The organism is Mycobacterium parascrofulaceum ATCC BAA-614, assembly GCF_000164135.1.
In the GTDB taxonomy this organism is placed as follows: Bacteria; Actinomycetota; Actinomycetes; order Mycobacteriales; family Mycobacteriaceae; genus Mycobacterium; species Mycobacterium parascrofulaceum.
In genome coordinates this window covers 168,324-192,326 of sequence record NZ_GG770555.1, presented here as the reverse complement: position 1 = coordinate 192,326, position 24,003 = coordinate 168,324, and the positions used below count along the sequence as shown (strand labels likewise).

General features: G+C 68.6%; 26 protein-coding genes. 10 read left to right on the top strand and 16 right to left on the bottom strand.

Annotated elements, in window-relative coordinates; translation table 11 throughout:
* Positions 1–6: 6 nt before the first annotated feature.
* The gene (locus tag HMPREF0591_RS16545) at positions 7–810 is read right to left on the bottom strand and encodes a rhomboid-like protein (RefSeq protein ID WP_040622979.1); all 804 of its coding nucleotides are present in this window, start codon (positions 808–810) and stop codon (positions 7–9) included.
* An 8-nt stretch (positions 811–818) separates the two neighbouring features.
* Positions 819–1,742, bottom strand: coding sequence for an adenylate/guanylate cyclase domain-containing protein (locus HMPREF0591_RS16540; RefSeq protein ID WP_007169756.1), 924 nt, complete (start codon positions 1,740–1,742; stop codon positions 819–821).
* 190 nt (positions 1,743–1,932) lie between these two features.
* Here HMPREF0591_RS16540 and HMPREF0591_RS16535 point away from each other — a divergent pair, with 190 nt between their 5' ends.
* Positions 1,933–2,988 (top strand): oxygenase MpaB family protein, encoded by a 1,056-nt coding sequence (locus HMPREF0591_RS16535; RefSeq protein WP_007169755.1) that lies wholly within the window; start codon positions 1,933–1,935, stop codon positions 2,986–2,988.
* Here the strand turns inward: HMPREF0591_RS16535 and HMPREF0591_RS16530 are convergent.
* From HMPREF0591_RS16530 to infC, 4 genes are all read right to left on the bottom strand, one after another.
* Positions 2,975–3,766, bottom strand: coding sequence for a TrmH family RNA methyltransferase (locus HMPREF0591_RS16530; RefSeq protein ID WP_040623229.1), 792 nt, complete (start codon positions 3,764–3,766; stop codon positions 2,975–2,977). The genes HMPREF0591_RS16535 and HMPREF0591_RS16530 overlap by 14 nt on opposite strands.
* A gap of 19 nt (positions 3,767–3,785) precedes the next feature.
* Entirely contained in the window at positions 3,786–4,181 is a 396-nt protein-coding gene (gene rplT, locus HMPREF0591_RS16525; protein ID WP_007169753.1) for a 50S ribosomal protein L20, read from the bottom strand.
* A gap of 67 nt (positions 4,182–4,248) precedes the next feature.
* The gene (rpmI, locus tag HMPREF0591_RS16520; protein ID WP_007169752.1) at positions 4,249–4,443 is read right to left on the bottom strand and encodes a 50S ribosomal protein L35; all 195 of its coding nucleotides are present in this window, start codon (positions 4,441–4,443) and stop codon (positions 4,249–4,251) included.
* A 33-nt stretch (positions 4,444–4,476) separates the two neighbouring features.
* A complete protein-coding gene (gene infC, locus HMPREF0591_RS16515) occupies positions 4,477–5,082 on the bottom strand; it encodes a translation initiation factor IF-3 (RefSeq protein WP_244168616.1) in 606 nt (201 codons plus the stop codon).
* A 430-nt stretch (positions 5,083–5,512) separates the two neighbouring features.
* Between infC and lysX the strand changes: the two genes are divergently transcribed.
* From lysX to HMPREF0591_RS16495, 4 genes are all read left to right on the top strand, one after another.
* On the top strand, positions 5,513–8,863 hold the full coding sequence (gene lysX, locus HMPREF0591_RS16510) for a bifunctional lysylphosphatidylglycerol synthetase/lysine--tRNA ligase LysX (RefSeq protein WP_425270216.1): 3,351 nt from the start codon (positions 5,513–5,515) through the stop codon (positions 8,861–8,863).
* A gap of 76 nt (positions 8,864–8,939) precedes the next feature.
* Entirely contained in the window at positions 8,940–10,412 is a 1,473-nt protein-coding gene (locus HMPREF0591_RS16505) for an alpha/beta hydrolase (RefSeq protein WP_007169749.1), read from the top strand.
* A 6-nt stretch (positions 10,413–10,418) separates the two neighbouring features.
* The gene (locus HMPREF0591_RS16500; protein ID WP_007169748.1) at positions 10,419–10,844 is read left to right on the top strand and encodes a DUF6653 family protein; all 426 of its coding nucleotides are present in this window, start codon (positions 10,419–10,421) and stop codon (positions 10,842–10,844) included.
* Positions 10,837–11,076 carry a hypothetical protein gene (locus tag HMPREF0591_RS16495; RefSeq protein WP_007169747.1) on the top strand — a complete coding sequence of 80 codons (240 nt, stop codon included), beginning with the start codon at positions 10,837–10,839 and terminating at the stop codon, positions 11,074–11,076. Before HMPREF0591_RS16500 ends, HMPREF0591_RS16495 begins: the two co-directional genes overlap by 8 nt.
* 66 nt (positions 11,077–11,142) lie before the next feature.
* Here HMPREF0591_RS16495 and uvrA read toward each other — a convergent pair whose 3' ends face one another.
* Positions 11,143–14,046, bottom strand: coding sequence for an excinuclease ABC subunit UvrA (gene uvrA, locus HMPREF0591_RS16490; RefSeq protein WP_040623225.1), 2,904 nt, complete (start codon positions 14,044–14,046; stop codon positions 11,143–11,145).
* 111 nt (positions 14,047–14,157) lie between these two features.
* Here uvrA and HMPREF0591_RS16485 point away from each other — a divergent pair, with 111 nt between their 5' ends.
* The 4 genes from HMPREF0591_RS16485 (at position 14,158) to HMPREF0591_RS16470 (ending at position 17,338) form a co-directional block, all read left to right on the top strand.
* Positions 14,158–14,844 (top strand): MBL fold metallo-hydrolase, encoded by a 687-nt coding sequence (locus HMPREF0591_RS16485; RefSeq protein WP_007169745.1) that lies wholly within the window; start codon positions 14,158–14,160, stop codon positions 14,842–14,844.
* A 143-nt stretch (positions 14,845–14,987) separates the two neighbouring features.
* Positions 14,988–15,332: a hypothetical protein gene (locus HMPREF0591_RS16480; protein WP_007169744.1), complete on the top strand. Its 345-nt coding sequence runs from the start codon at positions 14,988–14,990 to the stop codon at positions 15,330–15,332.
* A 362-nt stretch (positions 15,333–15,694) separates the two neighbouring features.
* Entirely contained in the window at positions 15,695–16,207 is a 513-nt protein-coding gene (locus HMPREF0591_RS33950; RefSeq protein ID WP_244268933.1) for a tyrosine-type recombinase/integrase, read from the top strand.
* A 126-nt stretch (positions 16,208–16,333) separates the two neighbouring features.
* Complete coding sequence (locus HMPREF0591_RS16470; protein ID WP_040623221.1) at positions 16,334–17,338, top strand: three-Cys-motif partner protein TcmP; 1,005 nt, start codon at positions 16,334–16,336, stop codon at positions 17,336–17,338.
* On the opposite strand, the gene HMPREF0591_RS16465 is transcribed toward HMPREF0591_RS16470, so the two are convergent.
* The 5 genes from HMPREF0591_RS16465 to HMPREF0591_RS16445 all read right to left on the bottom strand — a co-directional run bounded on the left by HMPREF0591_RS16465 (position 17,335) and on the right by HMPREF0591_RS16445 (position 20,938).
* The gene (locus HMPREF0591_RS16465; RefSeq protein ID WP_007169741.1) at positions 17,335–18,075 is read right to left on the bottom strand and encodes a DUF5131 family protein; all 741 of its coding nucleotides are present in this window, start codon (positions 18,073–18,075) and stop codon (positions 17,335–17,337) included. The two genes, HMPREF0591_RS16470 and HMPREF0591_RS16465, sit on opposite strands and share 4 nt — an antisense overlap.
* Positions 18,076–18,207: 132 nt before the next feature.
* On the bottom strand, positions 18,208–18,411 hold the full coding sequence (locus tag HMPREF0591_RS16460) for a ribosome modulation factor (protein ID WP_085981672.1): 204 nt from the start codon (positions 18,409–18,411) through the stop codon (positions 18,208–18,210).
* A 544-nt stretch (positions 18,412–18,955) separates the two neighbouring features.
* Positions 18,956–19,750: a hypothetical protein gene (locus HMPREF0591_RS16455; protein ID WP_040622976.1), complete on the bottom strand. Its 795-nt coding sequence runs from the start codon at positions 19,748–19,750 to the stop codon at positions 18,956–18,958.
* A gap of 89 nt (positions 19,751–19,839) precedes the next feature.
* Entirely contained in the window at positions 19,840–20,625 is a 786-nt protein-coding gene (locus tag HMPREF0591_RS16450; protein WP_007169738.1) for a hypothetical protein, read from the bottom strand.
* A 49-nt stretch (positions 20,626–20,674) separates the two neighbouring features.
* Entirely contained in the window at positions 20,675–20,938 is a 264-nt protein-coding gene (locus HMPREF0591_RS16445) for a hypothetical protein (protein ID WP_007169737.1), read from the bottom strand.
* Between the two features lie 221 nt (positions 20,939–21,159).
* Between HMPREF0591_RS16445 and HMPREF0591_RS32380 the strand changes: the two genes are divergently transcribed.
* A complete protein-coding gene (locus HMPREF0591_RS32380) occupies positions 21,160–21,471 on the top strand; it encodes a hypothetical protein (RefSeq protein WP_157137514.1) in 312 nt (103 codons plus the stop codon).
* Between the two features lie 167 nt (positions 21,472–21,638).
* On the opposite strand, the gene HMPREF0591_RS16435 is transcribed toward HMPREF0591_RS32380, so the two are convergent.
* The 4 genes from HMPREF0591_RS16435 to HMPREF0591_RS16415 form a co-directional block, all read right to left on the bottom strand.
* A complete protein-coding gene (locus tag HMPREF0591_RS16435) occupies positions 21,639–21,875 on the bottom strand; it encodes a hypothetical protein (RefSeq protein WP_007169734.1) in 237 nt (78 codons plus the stop codon).
* Between the two features lie 928 nt (positions 21,876–22,803).
* A complete protein-coding gene (locus tag HMPREF0591_RS16425; RefSeq protein WP_007169732.1) occupies positions 22,804–23,154 on the bottom strand; it encodes a hypothetical protein in 351 nt (116 codons plus the stop codon).
* A 177-nt stretch (positions 23,155–23,331) separates the two neighbouring features.
* On the bottom strand, positions 23,332–23,559 hold the full coding sequence (locus HMPREF0591_RS16420; protein WP_007169730.1) for a hypothetical protein: 228 nt from the start codon (positions 23,557–23,559) through the stop codon (positions 23,332–23,334).
* A gap of 122 nt (positions 23,560–23,681) precedes the next feature.
* On the bottom strand, positions 23,682–23,978 hold the full coding sequence (locus HMPREF0591_RS16415; RefSeq protein WP_007169729.1) for a hypothetical protein: 297 nt from the start codon (positions 23,976–23,978) through the stop codon (positions 23,682–23,684).
* Between the last annotated feature and the right edge of the window lie 25 nt (positions 23,979–24,003).

Here is a 24,003-nt window from a genome sequence, read left to right as displayed (position 1 = left end):
CGGTGTCTAGCCCGCCGCGGCCGGCTGCGCGCCGGCCAGGGCGGCGTCGTCCAGCACCGCGCGCCCGTTCAGGAAGCGCACGAGCTTGTGCGCGGCCAGCGCGCCCAGGAGGCCGAAGGCGGGCGCCGCGGCCATCGTTCCCCAGTGATGCGCCAGCATCAAGAATCCGAACCCGGACGAGGCCGCCAGCATCAACGAGCGCACCGGCGTCCACCGGATGGGGTGGCGGAACCGGGCCGACACCAGCACACCCAGCACCACGGCGACGGTGTGGCCGGCGTCGGTGAAATCGCCGCCGATGATCGCCGAGGCCAGACCGGCCGACACCCACCAGCCGACCCAGGCGGCGCGCCAGCGCTGGGGGATCACCGCCGTCATCGCCCCGAGCACGGCCAGCGCCCCATAGCTCATCCCGACGTCGCTGGCGCGGGTGATCGACAGCGGCAGCCACCCGAACTCGACCGCCGCGGCCAGGGCGGCGGCCACGACCAGCGTCGCGCCGATGTGCCCGACCAGGAACGCGACCACCAGCCTGATGGTGCGCAGGTGCAGCTCGCCGAGCGCGAGCAGGCAGGTGAGGAAGGGCAACCAGAAGTAGAGCGGGCCGGCGTCGACGACGAGCGCGCTGCCCAGCAGCGTGCCCACGTGGCCGTGGGCCAGGTTGTGCACGTTGGTGCTGGCCCGCTCGACCAGCACGTCGTGCGCGTGCGGGCCGAGGGCCAAGATGGCACAGCTGACGGCAAGCAGCGCCGCCACGTACCCCACCGTGAACTGGACCCGGGCGAGCCGGGCGAGGATGCCCCCAAACATTGCATCCATTATGTCGGTTGATTTGTCTCGGAGCTGTGATCCGAGGCTGTCAACTCCCTTTGAGTCCGCAAACGATATATCGCCAAGTCGGCCGGCACGCCCGTGGTTTTGCCGGCGAAAACCGATTTACGTGCGCGTTTGGCGACGACGCCCATCGCGTCCAGTTCGCTCTGGGCGATCAGGTCGAGTGTCGAACTCGACACCATGATCCCGCCCTTGGTGGCCCGTTCCATCACCCGCGCGGCGACGTTGACGTCGACGCCCAGCCAATCCGCCGCCAGCCGATGCGGCCGGCCGGTGTGGATCCCGACCCGCATCCGGGGCGTGTAGCCGGCCACCTCGACGGACTTCAACGCCTCCTTGGCCACCAGCACGGACCGCACCGCGACGGTCGGGTCGCTGAAGACGGCCATCAGCCCGTCGCCCATCCGTTTGACGATGTGACCGCCCGCGTCGAGCAACGGCGGCTCGACGGCGCGCGCCACCTGGCGCAGCAGCGAGAGCGCCGCCTCGTCGCCCGCCTGCAGGGACCACGAGGAGAAGCCGACCAGATCGGTGAACACCAGCGTCACCTCGGGGTTGGCCGGGCGCCGGGACACCGACTCGGTCAGCGCCTGCCATACCTGCAGCAACCCGAGGCTGACTTCGCGCGACACCGCGTCGCGGTCGCCCAGCAGTCGGTCGGCGGCTCGGGCGGCGGCGCGGGGGCCGCCGTCCCCGGCCGTGGAGAGGGGGTCGCCGAACTCGGGGTCTCCGGGCAGCATCCGCCGCGCTCGGCGGATGAAGGCGACCGCACCGGGGCTGTGATTGCGGCTGTGCAGCCACTGCGAGGCGCCCTGCACCGAAACCGGGGATCGCCGTGGCGGATCGGACGGCGTCACGGTCGGTTGTTCGGGCTCGCCCGAATCCGAATCGTGACGCGCGAGTTCCACGTGGCCAGGTTATTTCCTTCCGCGGGAGGCGGGCAACGAAGCCCCGGCTGTTGTGTCACAGCTCGCAACGTCCGGGCTGATCACAGCGGCGCCACACCGCAATGGACGCTCGATAACACCGGTGGGCGCGCGCGGCCGAAATCGTAGACAACGCGCGTTGTCAAGTTTATCGTGAGCCCAGGAGGCCGAGATGACTGCCATTCCCACCGCGCCCGACGATCCGCTCGGACCAGATTCCCTGACCTGGAAGTACTTTGGCGATCTGCGCACGGGGATGATGGGGGTCTGGATCGGCGCGATCCAGAACATGTACCCGGAGCTGGGCGCCGGGGTGGAGGAGCACTCGATCCTGCTGCGCGAGCCGCTGCAGCGGGTGGCGCGCTCGGTCTACCCGATCATGGGCGTCGTCTACGACGGGGACCGCGCCGCGGAGACCGGGCGGCAGATCAAGAGCTACCACCACACCATCAAGGGCGTCGACGCGTCCGGCCGCCGCTATCACGCGCTGAACCCGGAGACGTTCTACTGGGCGCACGCCACGTTCTTCATGCTCGTGATCAAGGTGGCCGAATATTTCTGCGGGGGGCTGACGGAGGCCGAGAAGCGGCAGCTGTTCGACGAACACGTGCGCTGGTACCGGATGTACGGGATGAGCATGCGGCCGGTGCCCGGCTCGTGGGAGGAGTTCCAGGAGTACTGGGACCGGGTCTGCCGCGAGCAGCTGGAGGTCAACCAGGCGACGCTGGACATCTTCCAAATCCGGATCCCCAAACCGAAATTCGTGCTGATGCCGACGCCGATCTGGGACCAGATGTTCAAGCCGCTGGTGGCCGGTCAGCGCTGGATCGCGGCCGGCCTCTTCGAGCCCGCCGTGCGCGAGAAGGCCGGCATGCGCTGGACGCCGGGCGACGAGGTGCTGCTGCGCCTGTTCGGCAAGCTGGTGGAGGTGGCCTTCCTCGCGGTTCCCGACGAGATCCGGCTGCACCCGCGTGCGCTGGCCGCCTACCGCCGCGCCGAGGGGCGGCTGCCCAGCGACGCGCCCTTGGTGGAGGCGCCGCCGTTCATGGCCCCGCCGCGCGACCGCCGCGGGCTGCCGATGCACTACTTCCCTCCACATTCCCGCTCCGCTCTTCGTTCGCCCCTTGACCCGGCGAAGGCGCTGATGGAGCGCGCGGGTTCGCTGGTGCACGGCACGCTGTCGCTGGCGGGCCTGCGGCCCGCCCGGGCCCGCGTCAGGGCCGCGTGAACAAACCCAGCGCCTGCGCACTCTGGTAGAGACAGATGGCCGCGGCGGACGCCACGTTCAGGCTCTCCGCACCGCCGGACATGGGGATCCGCATGCGGTGATCGGCCGCCCCCGCGACGTCGCTTGGCAGTCCCCGTGATTCGGGCCCGAACAACCACGCCGTCGGCCGGCCGAGCAGGTCCGCGGACTCGTCGAGGCGTTTCTCGCCGTCCACCGTGGTCGCCAGCACCTGCAACCCGGCGCCGCGCAGCGCGTCCAGCGCGGCCGGCACGTCGGGCTCGGTGACCACCGGAATCGAGAAGATGCTGCCGGTCGAGGCGCGCAGGCACTTGCCGTTGTACGGGTCGACGCTGTGGCCGCCGAGAATCACGCCGTGGGCGCCCATGGCGGCGGCGAGGCGGATGACCGTGCCGGCGTTGCCCGGTTCGCCGATCTCGACGGCGACCGCGATCAGCCGCGGCGAACCGGCCAGCACGTCCGCCAACTGGGTGGCCGGCATGTCGCAGACGGCCACCAGCCCGGCCGGGGTGACGGTGTCGGACAGCGCCTTTGCGGCCCGCTCGCTGACCAGATGGACCGGGCAGCGCTGCGCGCCGAGCAAAGCCGCGTACCGCCGCTCGGCGGCCTCGGTGACGAAGACGTCGCGGACCAGGCCGCGGGCGGCCGCGGCCTCGACCAGGTTGGCGCCCTCGGCGAGGAATCGCCCCGCCCGCCGGCGCCCGACGTGGCGATGCAGTTTGACCGCCGCGGCGACCCGGGCCGAACGTTCGGTCAGCACCTGCACATCGGCTGCCGGGTTAGGCGGCCTCTCCGGAATCCGAGGGGGCGTTGACGTCGTCGGGCAGCGCGGCCCGGGCGACGTCGACCAGCGCGGTGAACGCCGCGGGATCGGTGATCGCGATGTCGGCGAGGTTCTTGCGGTCCACCTCCACCCCGGCGGCCTTCAGACCCTGGATCAGCCGGTTGTAGGTGATGTCGTTGGCGCGCGCCGCCGCGTTGATCCGCGAGATCCACAGCTTGCGGAACTCGCCCTTGCGCGCGCGCCGGTCACGGTAGGCGTAGTTCAGCGAATGCAGCTGCTGCTCTTTGGCTTTGCGGTAGAGGCGTGATCGCTGGCCGCGATAGCCCTTCGAGGCCTTGAGAATGCTGCGCCTCTTCTTTTGGGCGTTGACCGCCCGCTTCACGCGTGCCATGGGTAGTTCCTACTCTCGTTGCTAAGTAAATGGTGGGTGCCGGCGCCGACGGGCCCCGGCGCGATGATCAGCCGTTCAGCAGCGCGTTGACCCGCTTGGTGTCGTTGGCCGACACAGTGGTGCGGCCTTCCAGCCGACGGGTCCGGGTGGACGACTTGTGCTCCAGCAGGTGCCGACGATTGGCTTTCTGGCGGACGATCTTGCCGGTTCCGGTGCGCCGGAACCGCTTCGAAGCCCCGCTGTGGGTCTTGGCCTTGGGCATGTTTCCTCTTTGGTTCTCGTGTGTCGTATCAGGTCAGTTGGGTGAAGGGGTGTCGGCGGAGGCGTCGGTGTCCGGCGCCGTGCCGTCCCCGTGTCCCTCGGGGTGCCGCGCCCTGGCGCGGGTCTTCGCGCCGCGGTGCGGGGCCAGCACCATCGTCATGTTGCGGCCGTCCTGCTTGGCGGACGTCTCGACGAAGCCGTATTCGGCAACGTCCGCGCCCAGCCGCTGCAGCAGCCGGTAGCCCAGCTCGGGCCGCGACTGCTCACGTCCGCGGAACATGATGGTGACCTTCACCTTCGAACCCGCCTCCAGGAAGCGGATCACGTGGCCCTTCTTGGTCTCGTAATCGTGATCGTCGATCTTTGGCCGGAGCTTCTGCTCCTTGACGACGGTCTGCTGCTGGTTCCGGCGGGATTCGCGCGCCTTTTGCGCCGCCTCGTATTTGAACTTGCCGTAGTCCATGATCTTGCAGACCGGGGGTCTGGCGTTCGGGGCGACTTCGACAAGGTCGAGATCGGCGTCCGCAGCGACGCGCAGTGCGTCTTCGATGCGCACTATGCCTACCTGCTCTCCCCCTGGGCCGATCAATCTGACTTCAGGTACGCGGATGCGCTCGTTGACGCGGGTCTCAGTGCTGATGGGGCCTCCCTTGTTGGGCTTATAGGTGTCCTGCATCGGCGGCCAGGGCCAGGGTCCGATTCGGATTCAGCGGCGGAAACACCACACCACCAGCAGAAAAGCCCTGCCATAGCAGGGCCCAATGCCGACCGATCACGGCTTGCCATTGGCCAAGCCGCCCGCGTCGCCCGCGGGAACAGACATGCGCGATGTCTGTGACCGGACCGCGCAGCCTTGAGAAAATCTCGTAACCCGCGGTGGGAGTGGGACTCCACTTAACTGTTCCTGGCCTTCGCCGGGATGGTCGCGAACGCCAGTTTAGCAGCCACGGGGCGGCTTTTCGTACTTCGCCCCCGGGCCCCCGTTCGGCACGGCGGCACGCTGACGCGACCGGGCCGAACTATTGCCGGCCACTCTTAGCGCTTCGTCAAGCTTTTCACGGACTGAGGGCATATCCTCGCGGTCTGTGACTCTCGCTTCATCTCGGTCGGGGTCCCGTTCCGGGCCCCGCGGTCGGTCGCATTCCCGGTATCGCTGGGTGCCGGCGGCGGCCGGGTGGATCGTGGGCGTCATCGCCACCGTGTCGTTGCTGGCCAGCGTGTCCCCCGCGATCCGGTGGCTGATCAAGGTCCCCCGCGAGTTCATCAACGACTACCTGTTCAACTTCCCCGACACCAGCATCGCGTGGTCGTTCGTACTGGCGTTGCTCGCCGCGGCCCTGACCGCGCGGAAACGGATCGCCTGGCTGGTGTTGCTGGGCCAGATAATCCTCGCCGCCGGGGTGAACGTCGCCGACATGGCCGCGGGCGACAACACCGCCGCCGAGACCTTCGGCGAGAACCTCGGGTTCGCGGTGCACATCGTCGCGATCGTCCTGCTGGTGCTGGCCTACCGGGAGTTCTGGGCCAAGGTGCGCAAGGGCGCGCTGGTCAAAGCCGCCGCGGTGCTGGTCGCCGGCGACGTGATCGGGATCCTGCTGTCCTGGGGCCTGGTGGAGCTGTGGCCCGGCACGCTGGCGCGCCAGGACCGCCTGCCCTACGTGGCCAACCGGGTGGTCGGATTCGCCCTGGCCGACCCGGACCTGTTCACCGGCAGGCCGCACGTGTTCCTCAACGCGATCTTCGGCTTGTTCGGCGCGCTGGCGCTGATCATGGCCACCATCGTGCTCTTCCAGTCGCAGCGCGCCGAGAACGCTTTGACGGGCGAGGACGAGTCGGCCATCCGCGGGCTCCTCGAGTTGTGGGGCAAGAACGACTCGCTCGGGTACTTCGCGACCCGCCGCGACAAGTCGGTGGTGTTCGCGCAGAGCGGCCGCGCCGCCATCACCTACCGCGTCGAGGTCGGGGTCTGCCTGGCCAGCGGCGACCCGATCGGCGACCCGCGGGCGTGGCCGCAAGCCATCGACGCGTGGCTCGGGCTATGCCAGACCTACGGCTGGGCGCCGGGCGTCATGGGCGCCAGCACGCAGGGGGCCCGCGTCTATCGCGAGTCCGGGCTCAACGCGCTGGAGCTGGGCGACGAGGCGATCCTGCGGACCGCCGATTTCCGGTTGTCCGGCCCCGATATGCGCGCGGTGCGCCAGGCCGTGACCCGGGCCCGGCGGGCCGGGCTGACCGTGCGCATCCGCCGTCACCGCGACATCTCGGCCGACGAGATGTCCGAGACGATCACCCGCACCGACGCCTGGCGCGACACCCAGACCGAGCGCGGCTTCTCCATGGCGCTGGGCCGGCTCGGCGATCCGGCGGACGGGGACTGCCTGCTGGTCGAGGCGCTGGACCGCGACGGCGCCGTCGTGGCGATGCTGTCGCTGGTGCCGTGGGGCACCACGGGCGTCTCCCTCGACTTGATGCGCCGCTCCCCGCAATCCCCCAACGGCACCATCGAGCTGATGGTCAGCGAGCTCGCCCTGACCGCCGAAAAGCTTGGCATCAGCCGCATTTCGCTGAACTTCGCGATGTTCCGGTCGGCGTTCGAGCAGGGTGCCCAGCTCGGCGCCGGCCCTGTTGCCCGGTTGTGGCGGGGCCTGCTCCTGTTCTTCTCGCGGTGGTGGCAGCTGGAGACGCTGTACCGCTCGAACATGAAGTACCAGCCCGAGTGGGTTCCGCGGTACGCCTGCTACGAGGACGCGCGGCTGATCCCGCGGGTCGGCGTCGCCTCGGTGATCGCGGAGGGCTTCCTGGTGCTCCCGTTCACCCGGCGCGAACGGATGCACACCGGCCATCACCCCGCGGTGCCGCCACGGCTGGTGGAATCGGGCCTGCTGCATCACGACGGCTCGGCGCCCGACGTCAGCGAGCTGCAACAACGACGCGACGACGCGGAGCTGGAAGAGTCCAGGGCCCGCCTGCCCGAGCAGGTGCGGGTGCGCCTGGCCAAACTGAAGACACTGCGGCGCAACGGCGTCGACGCGTATCCGGTGGGCAGCCCGCCGAGCCACACCGTGGCCGGGGCGCTGGACGCCGACGACCAGGAGGCCGTCTCGGTGTCGGGCCGCATCTTGCGGATACGCGACTACGGCGGGGTGTTGTTCGCCCAGCTGCGCGACTGGTCGGGCGAATTGCAGGTGCTGCTGGAGAATTCCCGCCTGGAGCACAGCCGCACCGCGGACTTCACCGCGGCCATCGACCTCGGCGACCTGGTCGAAATGACCGGGCACATGGGCTTTTCCAAGAACGGCACCCGCTCGCTGATCGTGCGCGACTGGCGGATGATCGGAAAGTGCCTGCGGCCGTTGCCGAACAAATGGAAGGGCCTGACCGACCCCGAGGCGCGGGTGCGGACCCGCTACGTCGACCTGGCGGTCAATCCCGAGTCCCGCGAGCTGGTCACGGCCCGCAGCAGTGTCCTGCGCTCCGTGCGGGAAACGTTGTTCGCCAAGGGTTTCATCGAGGTCGAGACGCCGATCCTGCAGCAGATCCACGGCGGGGCCACCGCCCGGCCGTTCGTCACCCACATCAACACCTATGACATGGACCTGTTCCTGCGCATCGCGCCGGAGCTGTACCTCAAACGGCTGTGCGTCGGCGGCGTGGAGCGGGTGTTCGAGCTCGGCCGGGCCTTCCGCAACGAGGGGGTGGACTTCAGCCACAACCCGGAGTTCACGCTCCTGGAGGCCTACCAGGCGCACGCCGACTACCGGGTCTGGATCGACGGCTGCCGGGAGCTCATCCAGAACGCCGCGCAGGCCGCCCACGGGGAGCAGACCGTGCTGCGGCCCGCCGACGGCGGCCACCTGCAACCGGTCGACATCTCCGGGGACTGGCCGGTCAAGACCGTGCACGACGCGGTGTCCGAGGCCCTCGGGGAGCACATCGACCCCGACACCCCCCTGTCCGTGTTGCGGAGATTCTCCGACGCCGCCCACATTCCGTACCGGGCGCAGTGGGACGCCGGCGCCGTGGTGCTGGAGCTCTACGAGCACCTGGTCGAGGACCGGACCGAGCGACCGACCTTCTACATCGACTTCCCCACCTCCGTCTCGCCGCTGACCCGGCCGCACCGCAGCCGGCGCGGCGTCGCCGAGCGGTGGGACCTGGTGGCGTGGGGGGTCGAGCTGGGGACCGCCTACAGCGAGCTGACCGACCCGGTGGAGCAGCGGCGCCGGTTGCGGAAGCAGTCGCTGCTGGCCGCCGGCGGCGATCCGGAGGCGATGGAGCTCGACGAGGATTTCCTGCAGGCGATGGAGTACGCGATGCCGCCGACCGGCGGGCTCGGCATGGGCATCGACCGGCTCGTCATGCTCATAACCGGGCGCAGCATCCGCGAGACGCTGCCATTTCCGCTGGCCAAGCCGCACTAGCCGGCCCACGCGGGCGCGGCCCGCCGACGGCGAACATTCAATGAATGTGTTCCAGGCCGGTTAACAATGGCTCACAATGAAAGCCGTGACCGCGGCGACGACTCATGCCACGACGCAGTTGCTGGCAAGTAGTCACACCTCCCTGATGCACGGCTGGCTGCCCACGACGATCCAGCTGGTCGCCGCGGTGGTGCTCACGCTGGCCGTCGGGTGGCGGTCGCGCCGGTGGCGGACGGTGTGGCTGCCGGCGGCCGCGCTGGCCGGTGCCTCCGCGGCCTACCTGACGCACTGGTACGTCGTGGACCGCGGCCTGTCCGACGACCCCGCGCCGGCCGCCCTGTGGCTGTGGATCATGTTGACCGGCACGGCGGCGGCGGTCCTGGTGCTGGGGTGGCGCGGCGCCCGCTCCTGGCGGCGCGGCGCCGGGCTGCTCGCGGTGCCGTTGTGCGCGCTGTGCGCCGCGCTGGTGCTCAACCTGTGGGTGGGCTACTTCCCGACCGTGCAGGAAGCCTGGAGCCAGCTCACGTCCGGCCCGCTGCCCGACCAGGCCGACCAGGCCACCGTCACCGCGATGGCCGCCAAGCGGGCGCGACCGCCGCACGGCAGCGTCGTTCCCGTGGTCATCCCCTCCGACGCATCGCATTTCAAGCACCGCGGCGAGCTGGTTTACCTGCCGCCCGAGTGGTTCACCAGCAGCCCGCCGCCGGCGCTGCCGACGGTCATGATGATCGGCGGGCAGTTCAACACCCCCGCGGACTGGACCCGCGCGGGCAACGCGGTCAAGACGATCGACGATTTCGCGGCCGCCCACGACGGCAAGGCGCCGGTGTTCGTGTTCGTCGACTCCGGCGGGGCGTTCAACAACGACACCGAATGCGTCAACGGTGTGCGCGGCAACGCCGCCGACCATCTCACCAAAGACGTGGTGCCGTACCTGGTTTCCAAGTTCGGCGTCAGCGCCGACCGGTCCCATTGGGGCGTCGCCGGCTGGTCCATGGGCGGCACCTGCGCGGTGGACCTGACCGTGATGCATCCCGACATGTTCAGCGCGTTCGTCGACGTCGCCGGTGACTTCTTCCCGAACGCCGGGACCAAGGCCCAGACCATCGCCCGGCTGTTCGGCGGCAACGCCGACGCGTGGGCGGCATTCGACCCGACCACGGTGATCAGCAGGCACAGACCGTACCGCGACGTGGCCGGCTGGTTCGCGATCTCCTCCGAAGGGCCACCGGCGCCGCGCCACGACCCCGGGACGACCGACGGCGGCGCGATCCGGTCGGCCGGCCTGGAGGCGGCCGCCGACCCCGGCAACCAGACGGCGGCCGCGTATTCGCTGTGCGCCCTCGGGCGCGCCAACGGGATCGACTGCGCGGTGCTGGCGCAGCCCGGAAAGCACGACTGGCCGTTCGCCGACCGGGCCTTCGCCGCCGCGTTGCCGTGGCTGGCCGGCCGGCTGGGCACCCCGGGGATCCCGCGGACGGCGCTGCCCGGCGCCGCCCCACCCGCGGCCGCCACGCCGGTCGTCGTTCCGGCCAACCATTCCCGATAGCCGCCGGTGCTCTCGGTGGCGGGGATTCGGCGTGCGACCTTCGCGCGGCACTGCAATCCGTGGAGCGCCTGGACGCGCTGGGCGAGCACCCCGCTGATCCTGGTGCCGCCGTGGACGCGGCGCTGGAGCCATGCGGCGTGGATCGCGCTGTGGCTGGCCGTGAATCCGTTCGTCTTCGGCGCGCCGGCGCACCGGCGGGCGTGGTCGACCCGGGCGATGCTCGGCGAGGAGTTGTGGATCAGCCGTCGACCCCGGGACGCGGCCATGGCGGTCAGCGCGCTGACGTCGGCCGCCGCGGTCGGTGCCGTCGTCGCCGCCCACCGGCGCCGGGCGCTGCCCGCGGCGGCCGCGGTCGCGGTGCAAATGGCGTTGACGCTGGTGTACTGGGAGCAGATGGTGAGGTATCTGGAACGGGAGCGTGGCCATGCCTGAGGAACCGACCCCACCCGACCCCGGGTATGACAGCACGGGTGTGCCGACCTTCGATTCGGTGCGCGAGAAGATCGAAGGCCGGTACGCGACCGCGCAGGGCGCCGCGGAGCTCGATGCCGAGTCCGCACAGGGCCGGTCGGTCGAGGAACAGTACGAGGAGCGCGAACGCGCGGCCGCCGAGCGGTTGGCCCAGATCCGCGAATCCATGCGGCGCGACGGCCGCGAAACATAAACGGCTGCGGGGTTTTTCGGCGTGTCGCCGCAGACGTTTATGCGTCGCGAAGAGCCGTAGCCCGGCTCAGGCGGTGGCCTTGCGCCGCCGGGTGGACCGCTGCGGCGGGGCGGCGCAGCCGATGACCTCGGCCAGGAACTTCCCGGTGTAGCTCTCCGGCACCGCGGCGATGTCCTCCGGGGTGCCTTCGGCGACAACGGTTCCGCCCTCCGCGCCGCCCTCCGGCCCCATGTCCACGATCCAGTCCGACGTCTTGATGACGTCCAGGTTGTGCTCGATCACGATGACCGTGTTGCCCTTGTCGACCAGCCCGTTGATGACGGTCAGCAGCTTGCGGATGTCGTCGAAATGCAGCCCCGTGGTCGGCTCGTCGAGGATGTAGATCGTCCGACCCGTCGAGCGCTTCTGCAGTTCGGCGGCCAGCTTGACGCGCTGCGCCTCGCCCCCGGACAACGTCGGGGCGGGCTGGCCCAGCCGGACGTAACCCAGGCCGACGTCGACCAGCGTGCGCAGGTAGCGGTGAATGCCGGTGATCGGCTCGAAGAACTCCGCCGCCTCCTCGATCGACATGTCCAGCACTTCGGAGATGGTCTTGCCCTTGTAGTGCACCTCCAGGGTTTCCCGGTTGTAGCGCGCGCCGTGGCAGACCTCGCACGGCACGTACACGTCGGGCAGGAAGTTCATCTCGATCTTGATCGTGCCGTCGCCCGTGCACGCCTCGCAGCGGCCGCCCTTGACGTTGAACGAGAATCGGCCCGGTTGGTAGCCACGGACTTTGGCCTCCGTGGTCGCCGCGAACAGGGTGCGGATCTTGTCGAACACGCCGGTGTAGGTGGCCGGGTTGGACCGCGGCGTGCGACCGATCGGCGACTGGTCCACCCGCACCAGCTTGTCCAGGTGGTCCAGGCCCGTCACCCGGGTGTGCCGCCCCGGCACCAGCCGGGCGCCATTGAGCCGGTTGGCCAGCACCGTGGCCAGGATGTCGTTGACCAGTGTCGACTTGCCGGACCCGGACACGCCGGTCACCGAGGTGAGCACGCCCAGCGGGAACGCGACGTCGATGCCGCGCAGGTTGTGCTCGCGCGCGCCGACGACGGTGAGCTGCCGCTTGCGGTCGACTGGACGCCGGATCGCCGGCATCGCGATGGCTTCCTTGCCCGACAGGAAGGCGCCGGTGATCGAATCCGGGTTGGCCAGCAGCTCCGCGTAGGTGCCGCTGTGCACGATCTGCCCGCCGTGCTCACCCGCCCGCGGGCCGATGTCCACGATCCAGTCGGCGTGGGCGATGGTGTCCTCGTCGTGTTCGACGACGATCAACGTGTTGCCCAAATCCCTTAGCCGCGTGAGGGTTTCGATGAGGCGGCGGTTGTCGCGCTGGTGCAGCCCGATCGACGGCTCGTCGAGCACGTAGAGCACGCCCACCAGGCCGGAACCGATCTGGGTGGCCAGCCGGATGCGTTGCGCCTCGCCGCCGGACAGCGTGGCCGCCGCCCGCGACAACGACAGGTAGTCCAGCCCCACGTCGAGCAGGAAGCCGAGCCGCGACTGGATCTCCTTGAGGACCTGCCCGGCGATCGCCTGCTCGCGGGGCCCGAGGGTGAGCGCGTTCAGGAAGTCCGAACAGTCCGCGATCGACAGCTCGGACACCTCGGCGATGGACTTCGCGCCCCGGTCCCCCGCGGATAGCGTCACCGCCAGGATCTCCGGCTTGAGCCGCGTGCCGTCGCATTCCGGGCAGGGCACGTCACGCATGAAGCCCTCGTAGCGCTCCTTCATCTGCTCGGATTCGGTCTGGGCCATCTTGCGTTGCAAAAACGCCAGCACACCCTCGAAATCCGCGTAGTACGAACGGGTTCGGCCGTACCGGTTGCGGTACCGCACGTGCACCTGGTGGTCGGAGCCCTCGAGGATCGCCTTACGCGCCTTGGCCGGCAGCTTGCGCCACGGCGTGTCGACGTCGAAGCCCATCTCATCGCCGAGGCCGGCCATCATCCGGGTGAAATACTCCGCGGTGTGGCCCGTCGACCACGGCGCCACCGCGCCCTCGGCCAGGGTGCGCTCGGGGTCGGGCACCACCAGGTCCGGGTCGACCTCCTTGCGGATGCCCAGGCCGGTGCACTCGGGGCACGCGCCGTAGGGCGAGTTGAACGAGAACGACCGCGGCTCCAGGTCGTCGACGGCGAGCGCGTGGCCGTTGGGGCAGGCCAGCTTCTCGGAGAAGCGCTGCTCGCGGTTGTGCGCGTCGTGTTCGTGGTCGACGAACTCGAGCACCACGATGCCGTCGGCCAGGTTCAGCGCGGTCTCCACGGAGTCGGTGAGCCGCTGCTTGGCGCTGGCCTTGACGGTCAGGCGGTCCACCACCACCTCGATGTCGTGCTTCTCCTGCTTCTTCAGCTTGGGCGGATCGGTCAGCGGGTGCACCACCCCGTCGACCCGCACCCGGCTGTAGCCCTGCGCGTTGAGCTTCTCGAACAGGTCGGCGAACTCGCCCTTGCGGGTGCGCACCACCGGGGCGAGCACCTGGAACCGGGTGCCCTCCGGCATCACCAGCACCTGGTCGACGATTTGCTGGGGCGTCTGCCGGGCGATCCGCTCGCCGCACACCGGGCAGTGCGGCGTGCCGGCGCGCGCGTAGAGCAGCCGGAGGTAGTCGTAGACCTCGGTGATCGTCCCGACGGTCGAGCGCGGGTTGCGGTTGGTCGACTTCTGGTCGATCGACACCGCCGGCGACAGGCCCTCGATGAAGTCGACGTCGGGCTTGTCCATCTGTCCCAGGAACTGGCGGGCGTAGGCCGACAGCGACTCCACGTACCGGCGCTGCCCCTCGGCGAAAATCGTGTCGAACGCCAGTGACGATTTGCCCGAGCCCGACAGCCCGGTGAACACGATCAACGCGTCGCGCGGCAGGTCGAGGTCGACGCCGCGCAGGTTGTGTTCGCGGGCGCCCTTGACGATCAGGCGGTCAGCCACGCTGCCCTCTTTCAGTGAATCTTTGACGTGCTTGTGCCGTTGATGCGCACGGCGCATTCCATGCTATGTGCCCATACCGACAAGCATCGTTTGACCAGTAACGTGGCCGCTATGACTGCCCCCGACAAGGTGAGCGACAACTACACCGGACACGTCGACCCTGGCACTGCGGCCCGCCGGACCCTACCCGGCGCCACGATCCTAAAGGCGTCGGTGGGCCCCATGGACAACAATGCGTATCTGGTGACTTGTTCCGCGACCGGCGAGACGTTGTTGATCGACGCCGCGAACGACGCCGACGTGCTCGTCGGCCTGGTCCGGCAGTACGCGCCCAAGGTGTCGCTGATCGTGACCAGCCATCAGCACTTCGACCACTGGCAGGCACTGGAGGCGGTGGCCGCGGCCACCGGCGCCCCGACCGCCGCCAACGAGATCGACGCCGAAGCGCTGCCCGTCCGGCCGGACCGTTTGCTGGCGGGCGGCGACGCCGTGCAGATCGGCGAGCTGCGGTTCGAGGTCATTCACCTGCGCGGCCACACGCCCGGGTCGATCGCGCTCGCGCTCGACGGGCCGGCGACCGGCGGCGTCACGCAGCTGTTCACCGGCGACTGCCTGTTCCCGGGCGGTCCTGGCCGTACAACACGCCCGGAAGATTTCGATTCGCTGATGAGCGGACTCGAAAGCAAGGTGTTCGACCGCTTCGACGACGGCACGGTTGTCTACCCCGGCCACGGCGACGACACAACCCTCGGTGCCGAACGCCCGCATCTAGCAGAGTGGCGCGAGCGCGGCTGGTAACCGTCGAGCGGGCCCGATGCCGCGCCGACATATGCGCGCGCCGCGACATATGCTCCATTCCGGCATTTGCGCTGGTAGCGGCATATGTACGAATTACCGTGCAGCACTTGGCAATTCGATGTTCATGGGGTTAGCTTCATCGCATGACAACCGCCACCAGCACCGCGCCGGCCGACCCTGAATCCGCCGGGCTCGAACTTCTCGTCCAGGCCGCGGAAGACGCGACCGGCAGCACCGCGTTTCGTGCCGTGCTACAAGACCTCGCCGGCGCCCTGGGCGTCGAGCGCGCGCTCGCCGGCCTTGCGTGGCCGGATGCGCGGCTGGTCGCCGCTGCGGTGTCGTTCGACGTCTGCACCGCGCCGGATCCGGTCGGATCGCTTCGCCGTCGTGCCGCCACGGTGCGCGCCGGCCGCGGCCCGCGCTGCGCCAATCGCGCCGGTATCGCCCAGGCGCTCGACGTCGCCGCGACCGTGCTGGACGTGATGTGAGGGCCGTTCCGGAGGATCGGAGTTCAGTTCCGACCATTGGCGATCGCCGACCGAGCGGCCCGCAGCCGCGACCGTTCCCCCCGGCATGGGCCGGCCTGGTCGACGCGTATCTCGCGGCCGAAGCCGGCGCGGGCCGGTCGCCGGCCACAATCGCGACCCGTCGCGGGCATCTGGCGTTCATGGCGCGCGGGCTCCGGTGCGCGCCGGCGCGGGTGACGACGGCCGGCATCCTCGCGTGGTTCGGCCGGCAAACGTGGAGTATCGAAACGCGCCGTAGCCACCGGAACACCTGCGCGTCGTTTTTCGGGTGGGGGTACCGCGCCGGCCACCTGCCCACGGATCCGGCCGCGGACCTTCCGGTGATGCGCGCGGCGGCGCCGGCGCCACGGCCGGCGCCCGACGCGGTATGGATCGCGGCGATCGCAGGCGCCGACCCGCGCGTCCGGCTGATGCTGCGCCTCGCCGCCGAAGCTGGTCTTCGTCGAGCCGAGATAGCGCGCGTGCATCGCCGCGATCTGACGCGCGGGCCGGCCGGCGCCGAGCTCCTGGTCCACGGCAAGGGCGAAAAGCTGCGCGTCGTCCCGCTCGGCGACGACCTGGCCGCGACGATCGCCGACTGCGACGCCTACCTGTTCCCAGGTGACGACGAGGGCCACCTGTCGCCGCGGTGGGTCGGCAAGCTGATGGCCGGCGCGCTGCCCGACCACTGGACCGCCCATACCCTGCGTCACCGATTCGCCACCAGGGCCTACCGCGGATCCCGCAACCTGCGCGCAGTGCAGACGCTGCTCGGACATTCCAGCGTCGCGACCACCGAGCGGTACACCGCGGTCGACGACGACGAGATACGGGCCGCGATGATGTCCGCGCGCTGACCCGATGAGCGCCAACCACAGCAATTGGCGCGACATCTTTCGCCGCTGCGCAAGTTTGTCGCGCATCCACCCTACAGTCGACCGAAGGGGAAAAGCCCAGACGGATCTGTAACACAGGGGAATATCATCAGCCCAAACCCGCGCCCGTGGTCCTACTGGACACGGAACAAGTTGGAGATTCTGACCGGCTATCTGCCGGCGTTCACGCGGGCGGTCAGCGGCAAGTCTCGCGAATGTATCTATCTCGACCTGATGGCCGGCCAACCAAAGAACGTCGAGCGCTACACGGGCACCGAATTCGATGGATCGCCCGTCGTGGCCATGAAAGCGCGCCCGCCCTTCACCAAACTTCGCTTCGGTGAACTCAGCGCGGGCCGCGCGCAGGCCCTCGAAACGCATCTGCGTCAAGAGTTTCCCGGTGACACCCGTTACGAGGTAGTCCAGGGCGACTGCAACGTCACGATTGACGGCGTCCTGGCCGGGCTCGCCGACGTCGCCTGGGCGCCGACGTTCGCGTACGTCGACCAGCAAGCCGCCGAAGTCCACTGGAAGACGATCGAAAAGCTTGCCAGATTCCGCAGAAACAAGCAGGGATGGAAGACCGAAATTTGGATTCTGGTGTCGCCGACGATGATCAACAAGGGCGTCCGCGGCCGGGGCGGTATTCCGTATGAGCCGTACCGGGAGCAGGTAGACCGACTCTATGGCGGCGGCGAGTGGCGCCAGATCTTGCGAGCGCTCGACCAGCGGAAGATCACACCCAGCGAATACCGCAAGCAGATGGTCAACCTCATGCGGTGGAAGTTGGAGCACGAACTCGGGTATGCGATCACGCATCGGATCCCGATGCAGATGCCGAACAAAACTGAGATATACGACATGGTGTTCGCCACCGACCACGAAGCTGGCGACCGCATCATGCAGCACCTGTATAACGAAGCCGCGTTGCGCGAGCCCGAAATGATGCGACAGGCCAAGGAAGCGAAGACGGGCCAGTTCTCCTTATTTGAGGACGACGGTGGCTTCGATGATGCGAACGCGGGTGAGCGGTTGTGGCGCCCTGAGCCGTGCTGGGATCCAACGGCCGCAGACTGGTGGAGCTACGAGGAGTACCTCGACGAGAACCGCTAGACCGCGGCCGGCATTTCGTCCCAACGTCGGCCGTCGAGTTCGCGTCCCTCGGCCTTCGGCGTGCGACCGCCCCACTGTTTGAAGAAGAACGCGACGCCGGCGTGCTGGCACGCGTCGCGGATGTCGCGCACCCACTCGCCGTCAACCGGACGGTGATTCGGGCCGGACTCGCCGCCGGCAATGACCCAGTGGATGCCGTCGAGGTTCAGGCCGTCGAGCGGTCCGATCAGCGGCTCACATGACAGGAAGCGGACGGCCGCCGGTACGTCGCGCAGATGGTCGATCCGTGGCAACACGTCGGCGTTCTCGACCGAGACGCCCATCCAGAGATTGCTTGGCCAGTCGAGACTTTCGCCGAGCCGGCGCAGTCGCAGGCTGCGTTTGGTGAGCACCTGGTAGGTGTGTTGCGGGGTTTCGCGGCAGACGTCGAACACGTCACGGATGAAGCCAACGGGTACGCGCGCGTGGAAGAGGTCGGACATCGAATTGACGAACACGACCCGCGGCTGGCGCCAGCGGCGCGGCTCGTCGAGCGCCTGCGGATGAGTGGTAACGCCGAATCCTGGTCCTGATGTGCGCGGGTCGCCGTCGTTTTGATACTTCTCGGATCCCATGGCTTTCAGCCGTTTTGCCAACGTCATGGCGTAGCAGTGATCGCAGCCCGCGGAAACACGATCGCAACCGGTGACCGGATTCCAAGTGGCTTCGGTCCATTCGATTGCCGATCGGTCAGCCATGTCCCCCCTCTACGAATTTCGTCGCGTTGAGCTTCGCTGCCCCTTGCGATTTGAGGTTCGCCGCATCGCAAGTTGATTGCACGCTATCGGTCGGGTCTGACACCAGGCCACGGCCGGTGCAGCGGTGCCCAGTCATCTCGACGAGTGTTCCACTGCCGCGCGGGCGGCGAGGTACTTCTGCATGGCTGGCCCGCTGTTGATTCGGACGAGCAGCATCCGGCGGTAGCCACGCATCCACAGTTTCGCGAGAATCAGCGATCGGCCGGCGTACGGATTGCGGTCGCCGGGCTCGGCGAGTGAGCCCTCGTACAGTGCGCGCGTCGCCTCCTGCCGCATCGTCACCCGCCAAGCATGCGTGAATGCGGGGCCGAATCGTCGTATCCCACGCCGAGCACCGGGCGACGCCGCGTGTACTTTGCGCGCAAGCTGACCCCAGTGCGTTCGCGATAGTCCGCCGCGTACTTCGCCTGCGTTGTCGCGTTCCACGCGCGGCACTCGTCGCAGCGGCAGCCCTCGCGCCGATAGCCCGCCCGCGTGCCGTGCTCCCAAGTCTCCGAAACCGCCTTGATGCACTGTCCACAGCGCCGCCGATGAGTCGGCGCGCTATCCCGGTACGTCGGCAACAGCCGGCCACACAGGGTGCAGGGAACGTCAGCACGGCGGGGCACGTAGCGGTCCTTTCTCCGGTTTGTTTTTTCTGAGATACCAGGGGGGGCGGCGCCAATGCCACGGGGGGCGCGTGGGCTGCCCTTGGCGGGTCATCCCCCCTGGTCGCTCGGCAACGTCGCCGCGCGTCTCGACCCGGCTGGTGTCCGGCAGACGGATATCAGGTCGGGCGGGCAGATGCGTTCCGGTAACGGTCGTCGCACCCGCCCTGGTGTCACGTCTGCTCGGTCCACGTTTGTAGGCGCTTGCTGAGGTCTTGGCCGGGTGGCACGGTGGCCGTGAAGAAGCGGCGTGGCGCTGTCTTGCCCGGTGGATACAGTCCGACTTGAGCCCACGATGATGATTCGTTGCGGGGGTCGAGCTTTTCGGTCTGCGTCCTGTTGTCCCAGTCTGCTTGCGTGTAGGCCGGGTAGCCCACGTCGCAAGGCACACCGTACTTTCCGCTCAGCGTCGCGCGGAGCGGTCCGGCGTCCCGAGTGCGGTCTGAGATGTAGAGCGCTTCGAGCAAGGCCGATCCGCCGCGCCAGCATCGCAGTTGTCCGGGCTTGTCCGGTGGCCGTTGGTGCTGGACCGGGTTGTGGAGCTGGATTCGGCCGATGATGACGTCCCATGATTGGTAGTGGTGAGCCCAGCCGTACAGGTCTCTGACGTATTCGTCGTCCCTTTTTGCCAGCTCGGCCGCTGAGAATCCAAGCCCGTGAGAGCCGTGCTCTCCGAGTTCGGCTAGCCGCTGGAATTGGTCGGCTGCGTGGTAGTGCGTCGCTGATGCGAACTGAATGTCGGCGGCGCCCATTGCGTAGATGCCGCAGGTGCAGCCGCGAGCTGGTGGCGTGTGGGTCGGGTTGTGGCGGCAGACGGCGTGTGTGATGCCGCGGACCCATACGGTTCTGTCTTTGGGGTTGACGTTGTGCAGCGCGTTCCGTGGGCGGCCGCGGTGGCGCGGTATGTGCCAGTACCGCCATGCGGTCATCGTGTCGCTTAGGTCGTGGTCCTCGGCGGTGTCAGCCATCACGTCCTGGTCCTCGGCGTCGTGGTGAGTTCGTGGCCGGCCCGCCTGAGAAGGGCCCTTTGAGCGCGCCGCAGGCCGGCCACGAACGTCTATCGGTTGAAACCGGCTGCCGCGGCGCGTTCGGCGCGGGCTCGGTCCTCAGCCTGCTTATCCGCCTGGTATTGGGCCGCTCGGGATATGAACTCAGCGATCGTTGCCAGCCGCAACGGGACCGAGCAGCGGGCCAATATCCAGGCGTCGACGTCGGTCCGTTCGTTGCGGGCCAGCTCGTATGCGGGCTCGAGGTCGGCCTTCCGCGCCGGTGTCAGGGCAAGGGCCCCTAGCCCGCTGTACCGGACGCCAGCGACGGTGGCCAGTGCGAACCAGCCGCGCTCGGCAACCTGCCAAGCTTCGAGGGCAGATCGCGCTGTCGCCCAGTGGCGCAGAACTTCGCCACCCTTCACGCCGGCTGCGCGGCCATCGGCGAGGTCAAGGCCGGGCACCGCTTCCGCGGCAGCCGCGAGCGCATCCGAATGCTCGTCGAGTGCATCGGCCCAGCCTTCGAGGATTTCGTCGCCGTGGTCGACGAGCGCGGCTGCGAGCAGTTCGTCGCCGCGGCGGCGGGCGGACTCCCCGACGTTCTGCGTAGAGAGCACGCGGTCGAGCAGCAGGCGCGTCACGTCGGGATCGTCGTGATAATCGCGGCCGGCTTCGATGGCTGCGAATACGGCGCCGTGCAGATCGCCTGTCGTTACGCCGATTCGGTTGGCGGCGTCGCTGAATGCCTGCGCCTGGTCGACCTGTTTGGCGTAGGCGGCGGGCAGCTTGACACCGAGTACGTCTGCGGCTTTGGCGACAGTCTGCGCGTGGGTTCGCGCCGAAATTAGGTGCTGCATTGCTGGGGTTTCCTTTCGCGAGGAGCAGTGATTCCGTTGGGCCGGGGGGTTAGTCGTCGACGATCGGCGTGCGGTCGAACCAGGGCCCCTTGTCTTCGGGCTTGGCCCGGGGCGGTGAGGTCCGGCCGTGGGTGCGTCCGCCGGCAAGGCCAGCGAGGAGCGGCTTGTCCTCGTCGTCGGCGAAAAGCTCTCTCGCCCATTGCCGCTGTTCGTCGGTGAACTCGCTGGTGTCCTGGTCGTCCTCGGGCTGGATGTCTGCTCCGGTGAAGAACGCGTGCGCGAACTTGCGGTCGCGGTTGGTGCTGTCGGTCATGCGTCGTGCCTTTCGAACAGGTATCGGCCGGCGGTCCGGTTGACGCCCTCGCGGGCTGCTCGGCGCCGAATGGTGCGCTCACTGACGCCGAGCCGTTGGGCTTGTTCTGCGGTCGTCTCCAAGCGTGAAGGGGCATAGCCGGTTTGGCACGTTTGGTGTCCGTTTGCGGACACGGCTCGGGAAAACGCTTCGTGGAGGTCGCGCAACCATGACGGGATCGGGTGGCCGAATTGGCGCCGCTCGTCGAGCACCTGGCCGATGAGGTAAGCGGCGGCGCTGATGTGTTGGGGGGCAAGGCTGCTCATCGGGTTGCCTCGTCTGCCGCGCCTGCGCGTTGGATCGCGATTGTGTCCGCTCGGCGGACGCAATTTCCGCCGCTCGGCGCGCGCTCGACGGCGGCGCTCGGCGTCCTGGTCCTCGCCGGCAACCCGCTTGCCGTGACCACGACACCGGCGACGACGCCGCGCGGCCGGCGGGTCGCGGGCATTGCGGCAAGCCAGGATCGACACAATGCCAGGGCCGGACATGCGTGACAGAGGGTCAGCGCCTCGCGGCGCGCATTCTCGAGTTCGGCCCTGGCGGGTCCGCCGTGGCGGACGGCGATGGTTGCCTCGAACAGGGCTGCCCGACCGCGACAGCGGGCATCAGGCAGCGCGGGTATGCCGGCGAGCAGCGCGCGCATCGAATTCCAGTTCACGGATCACTCCTCGGAGAACAGATCAGGTTGGCGGATTGGCTCGCTGAACGAGCGGGTCGGGTGGGTCGGCGCGGCCTGGTGCTCGGGCTCGGGTGGGCCGTGGCTGCAGCGGACGGCCGGGTCGATCGGTGTGTGGTCCGGGCCGAGCAGCCAGCCGCATGGGTCGCAGCGGCGGCACCGGCGGATCGCGGAAGCGCGTTCCTCCCGCGCGGCCTGCTCGGCGGCGCGACGGCGCCTCATGCCGACTCCCCGGCTGCTATCGCGGCGTCGCGGCATCGGGTGCAGTCGACGGGTGCGCTCGGAAGGTGGCCGTGGCGCCGGCAGCGTGGCCGGCCGTCAGGTCCGGGAACCCACGACGGCGGTTCGGGTTTGGGCGGGGGTGGTTCCCGACGCGCCGGCTGCGCTGGCTTGGCTGGCCGGGAGAACATGTCCCGCAGGGCCAGAGCGTTCTGTCGCTGCTCCCACTTCTCGCGTATGCGTCTGCGCCGGCCGCAGGCTCCGCAGCTGTTGTCGGTGCCGTTGGGGTGCCGGTCGCAGTACTGCTGCGGTTCGGGGTCTGGGTCGTCGTCGACGAGTTCGGCGTCGACCCACGCGTCAGCGGGGTCGGTTTGCTTTGCGGGTCGATTTCGCGGGGGGTGGGCGTTAGCCGAGTCGGGGACGGTCTCCGCGTCGAGCGGTTCGGGGTCTGCCGGCCGCCCTTCTCCCCCTTCTCTATCTCTTTTCTCTAAGTTCTCTATATAAGGTGCAGATGGCGATTTCGCCTCGGTACCGTGGCGATTTCGCCCAGGGGGTGTGGCGATTTCGCCTAGGTCCGTGGCGATTTCGCCTTCTGGCAGGTCAGACCGTGGCGATTTCGCCTTCTGGCAGGTCAGAGGATCGCTATCGTCGGCCGGTCGATATGCCCGCGTCTGGTCCTCGGGCCGGTCAGAATTGTTTGCTGACACCACTGCGTCGCCGAGCTTCTCCAGCGCCCGCTTGACCGTATCGGCCGACGCTCCGACCTCGTGGCCAAGATCGCGGCGCGACACCCGCCACCACCGAAAGCCGGCGCGTTCGAATCGGTCGGGACCATCGGATTCGCAGCGGTACCGGATATGCGCGAGCACGACCGCCCCCGCGAAGCCGTACCGCTCAATCTCATCGGGGACAACCCGGATGAACGTCGGCCTCATGGTGCTGCCTGCCGATTGGAATGCAGCCCGCACGCCTCGCCGGGACCAGAGACCACGATCCGGCACGGCCGGCCGGTGCCCTTGGTCGGCCGTCCACACCGCGGTGTAGGCCAAATGCGTTCCCGGAGCGCGGCCGATAGTGGGCCCAACTGTTCGTGCAGCTGGTCGGCGCTTCCGTACCGTGGGTGCTCGGCGTGTAGCTCGGCGTCGTCGACGATCCATAAGGTGTCGGCGCCGTCGCTGGTGACGGCGACCGCGAGCACGTAGCCGGCCGACCCGACGTCGCATAGGCACGCGCTGCGCTCCCAGTCGACGAGCGCGAACCCGTCGAAATCAGGGGCGCCCATGAGGTTCTGCGGATGAGCGAGCCGCGTCGGCGGCGGCGGTCAGTTGGTCGGCCAGATCGTCTGCCTGTTCCGGCGTGATGCTGTACGGATTGGTTCCGCTGCCGATCGCGATCACTACCAGGCCGGGACGCGACGAATTGGGCGCGATGTGGATCGTGGGCTGATCAGGTGGCCGGTTCACGCGACACCGCTGCGTGTGTCGGCATTTGTCGGCCGGAACAGTTCGGCGAGGCGGGCCCTTTGCTCGTCATTCAGCGGTGGCGCTTCGGCGAGCACCTTTTCGATGTATGCGGCGGTCTGCTCGGCTCGGAAGGTGCGGCGCGCTTCGATCGTGTCAGGGTGGTTCGGCCCGAGCTTCCGCGTCTTCACGCCGAGGTCGGATCGTGCCTTTGTAACGGCGGACATTCGTTCCCCTTGTGGGCAGCAGAATTACTGCTCCCGGTGGGGAACACTTACGACACCAGAGTGAGCGGCCAGGGTGCCATGACCGGCGAACTATTACCGGTAAGTATAGGTGGAACGCGGCGCTAGAGGTCCGATAGGTCAAGCCGCGGAGTGTCGGCGGCGGCCAGCGCGGCACCAACGCGTTCCAACGTATCCATTCTGAGCGGGCGATCACGTCCGCATCGCCGGCACTTGAGTGTGTACGTCTTTCGCAGCCGGTCGGGTAACTCGGACCCGTCGAGTGCCGCTATGTCGACGAACTCGTCGCCTTCCCGGTATCTCAGGTCACGGATGTTCACTTTCCAGCCGTCGCCTTCCGGCCAGACGGCGATACTGCCGAAACTGACTTCGGGATGCTGCTTTTTATCGGTGCAGACCACGCGGATAACTCGTTGTCCCGGAATC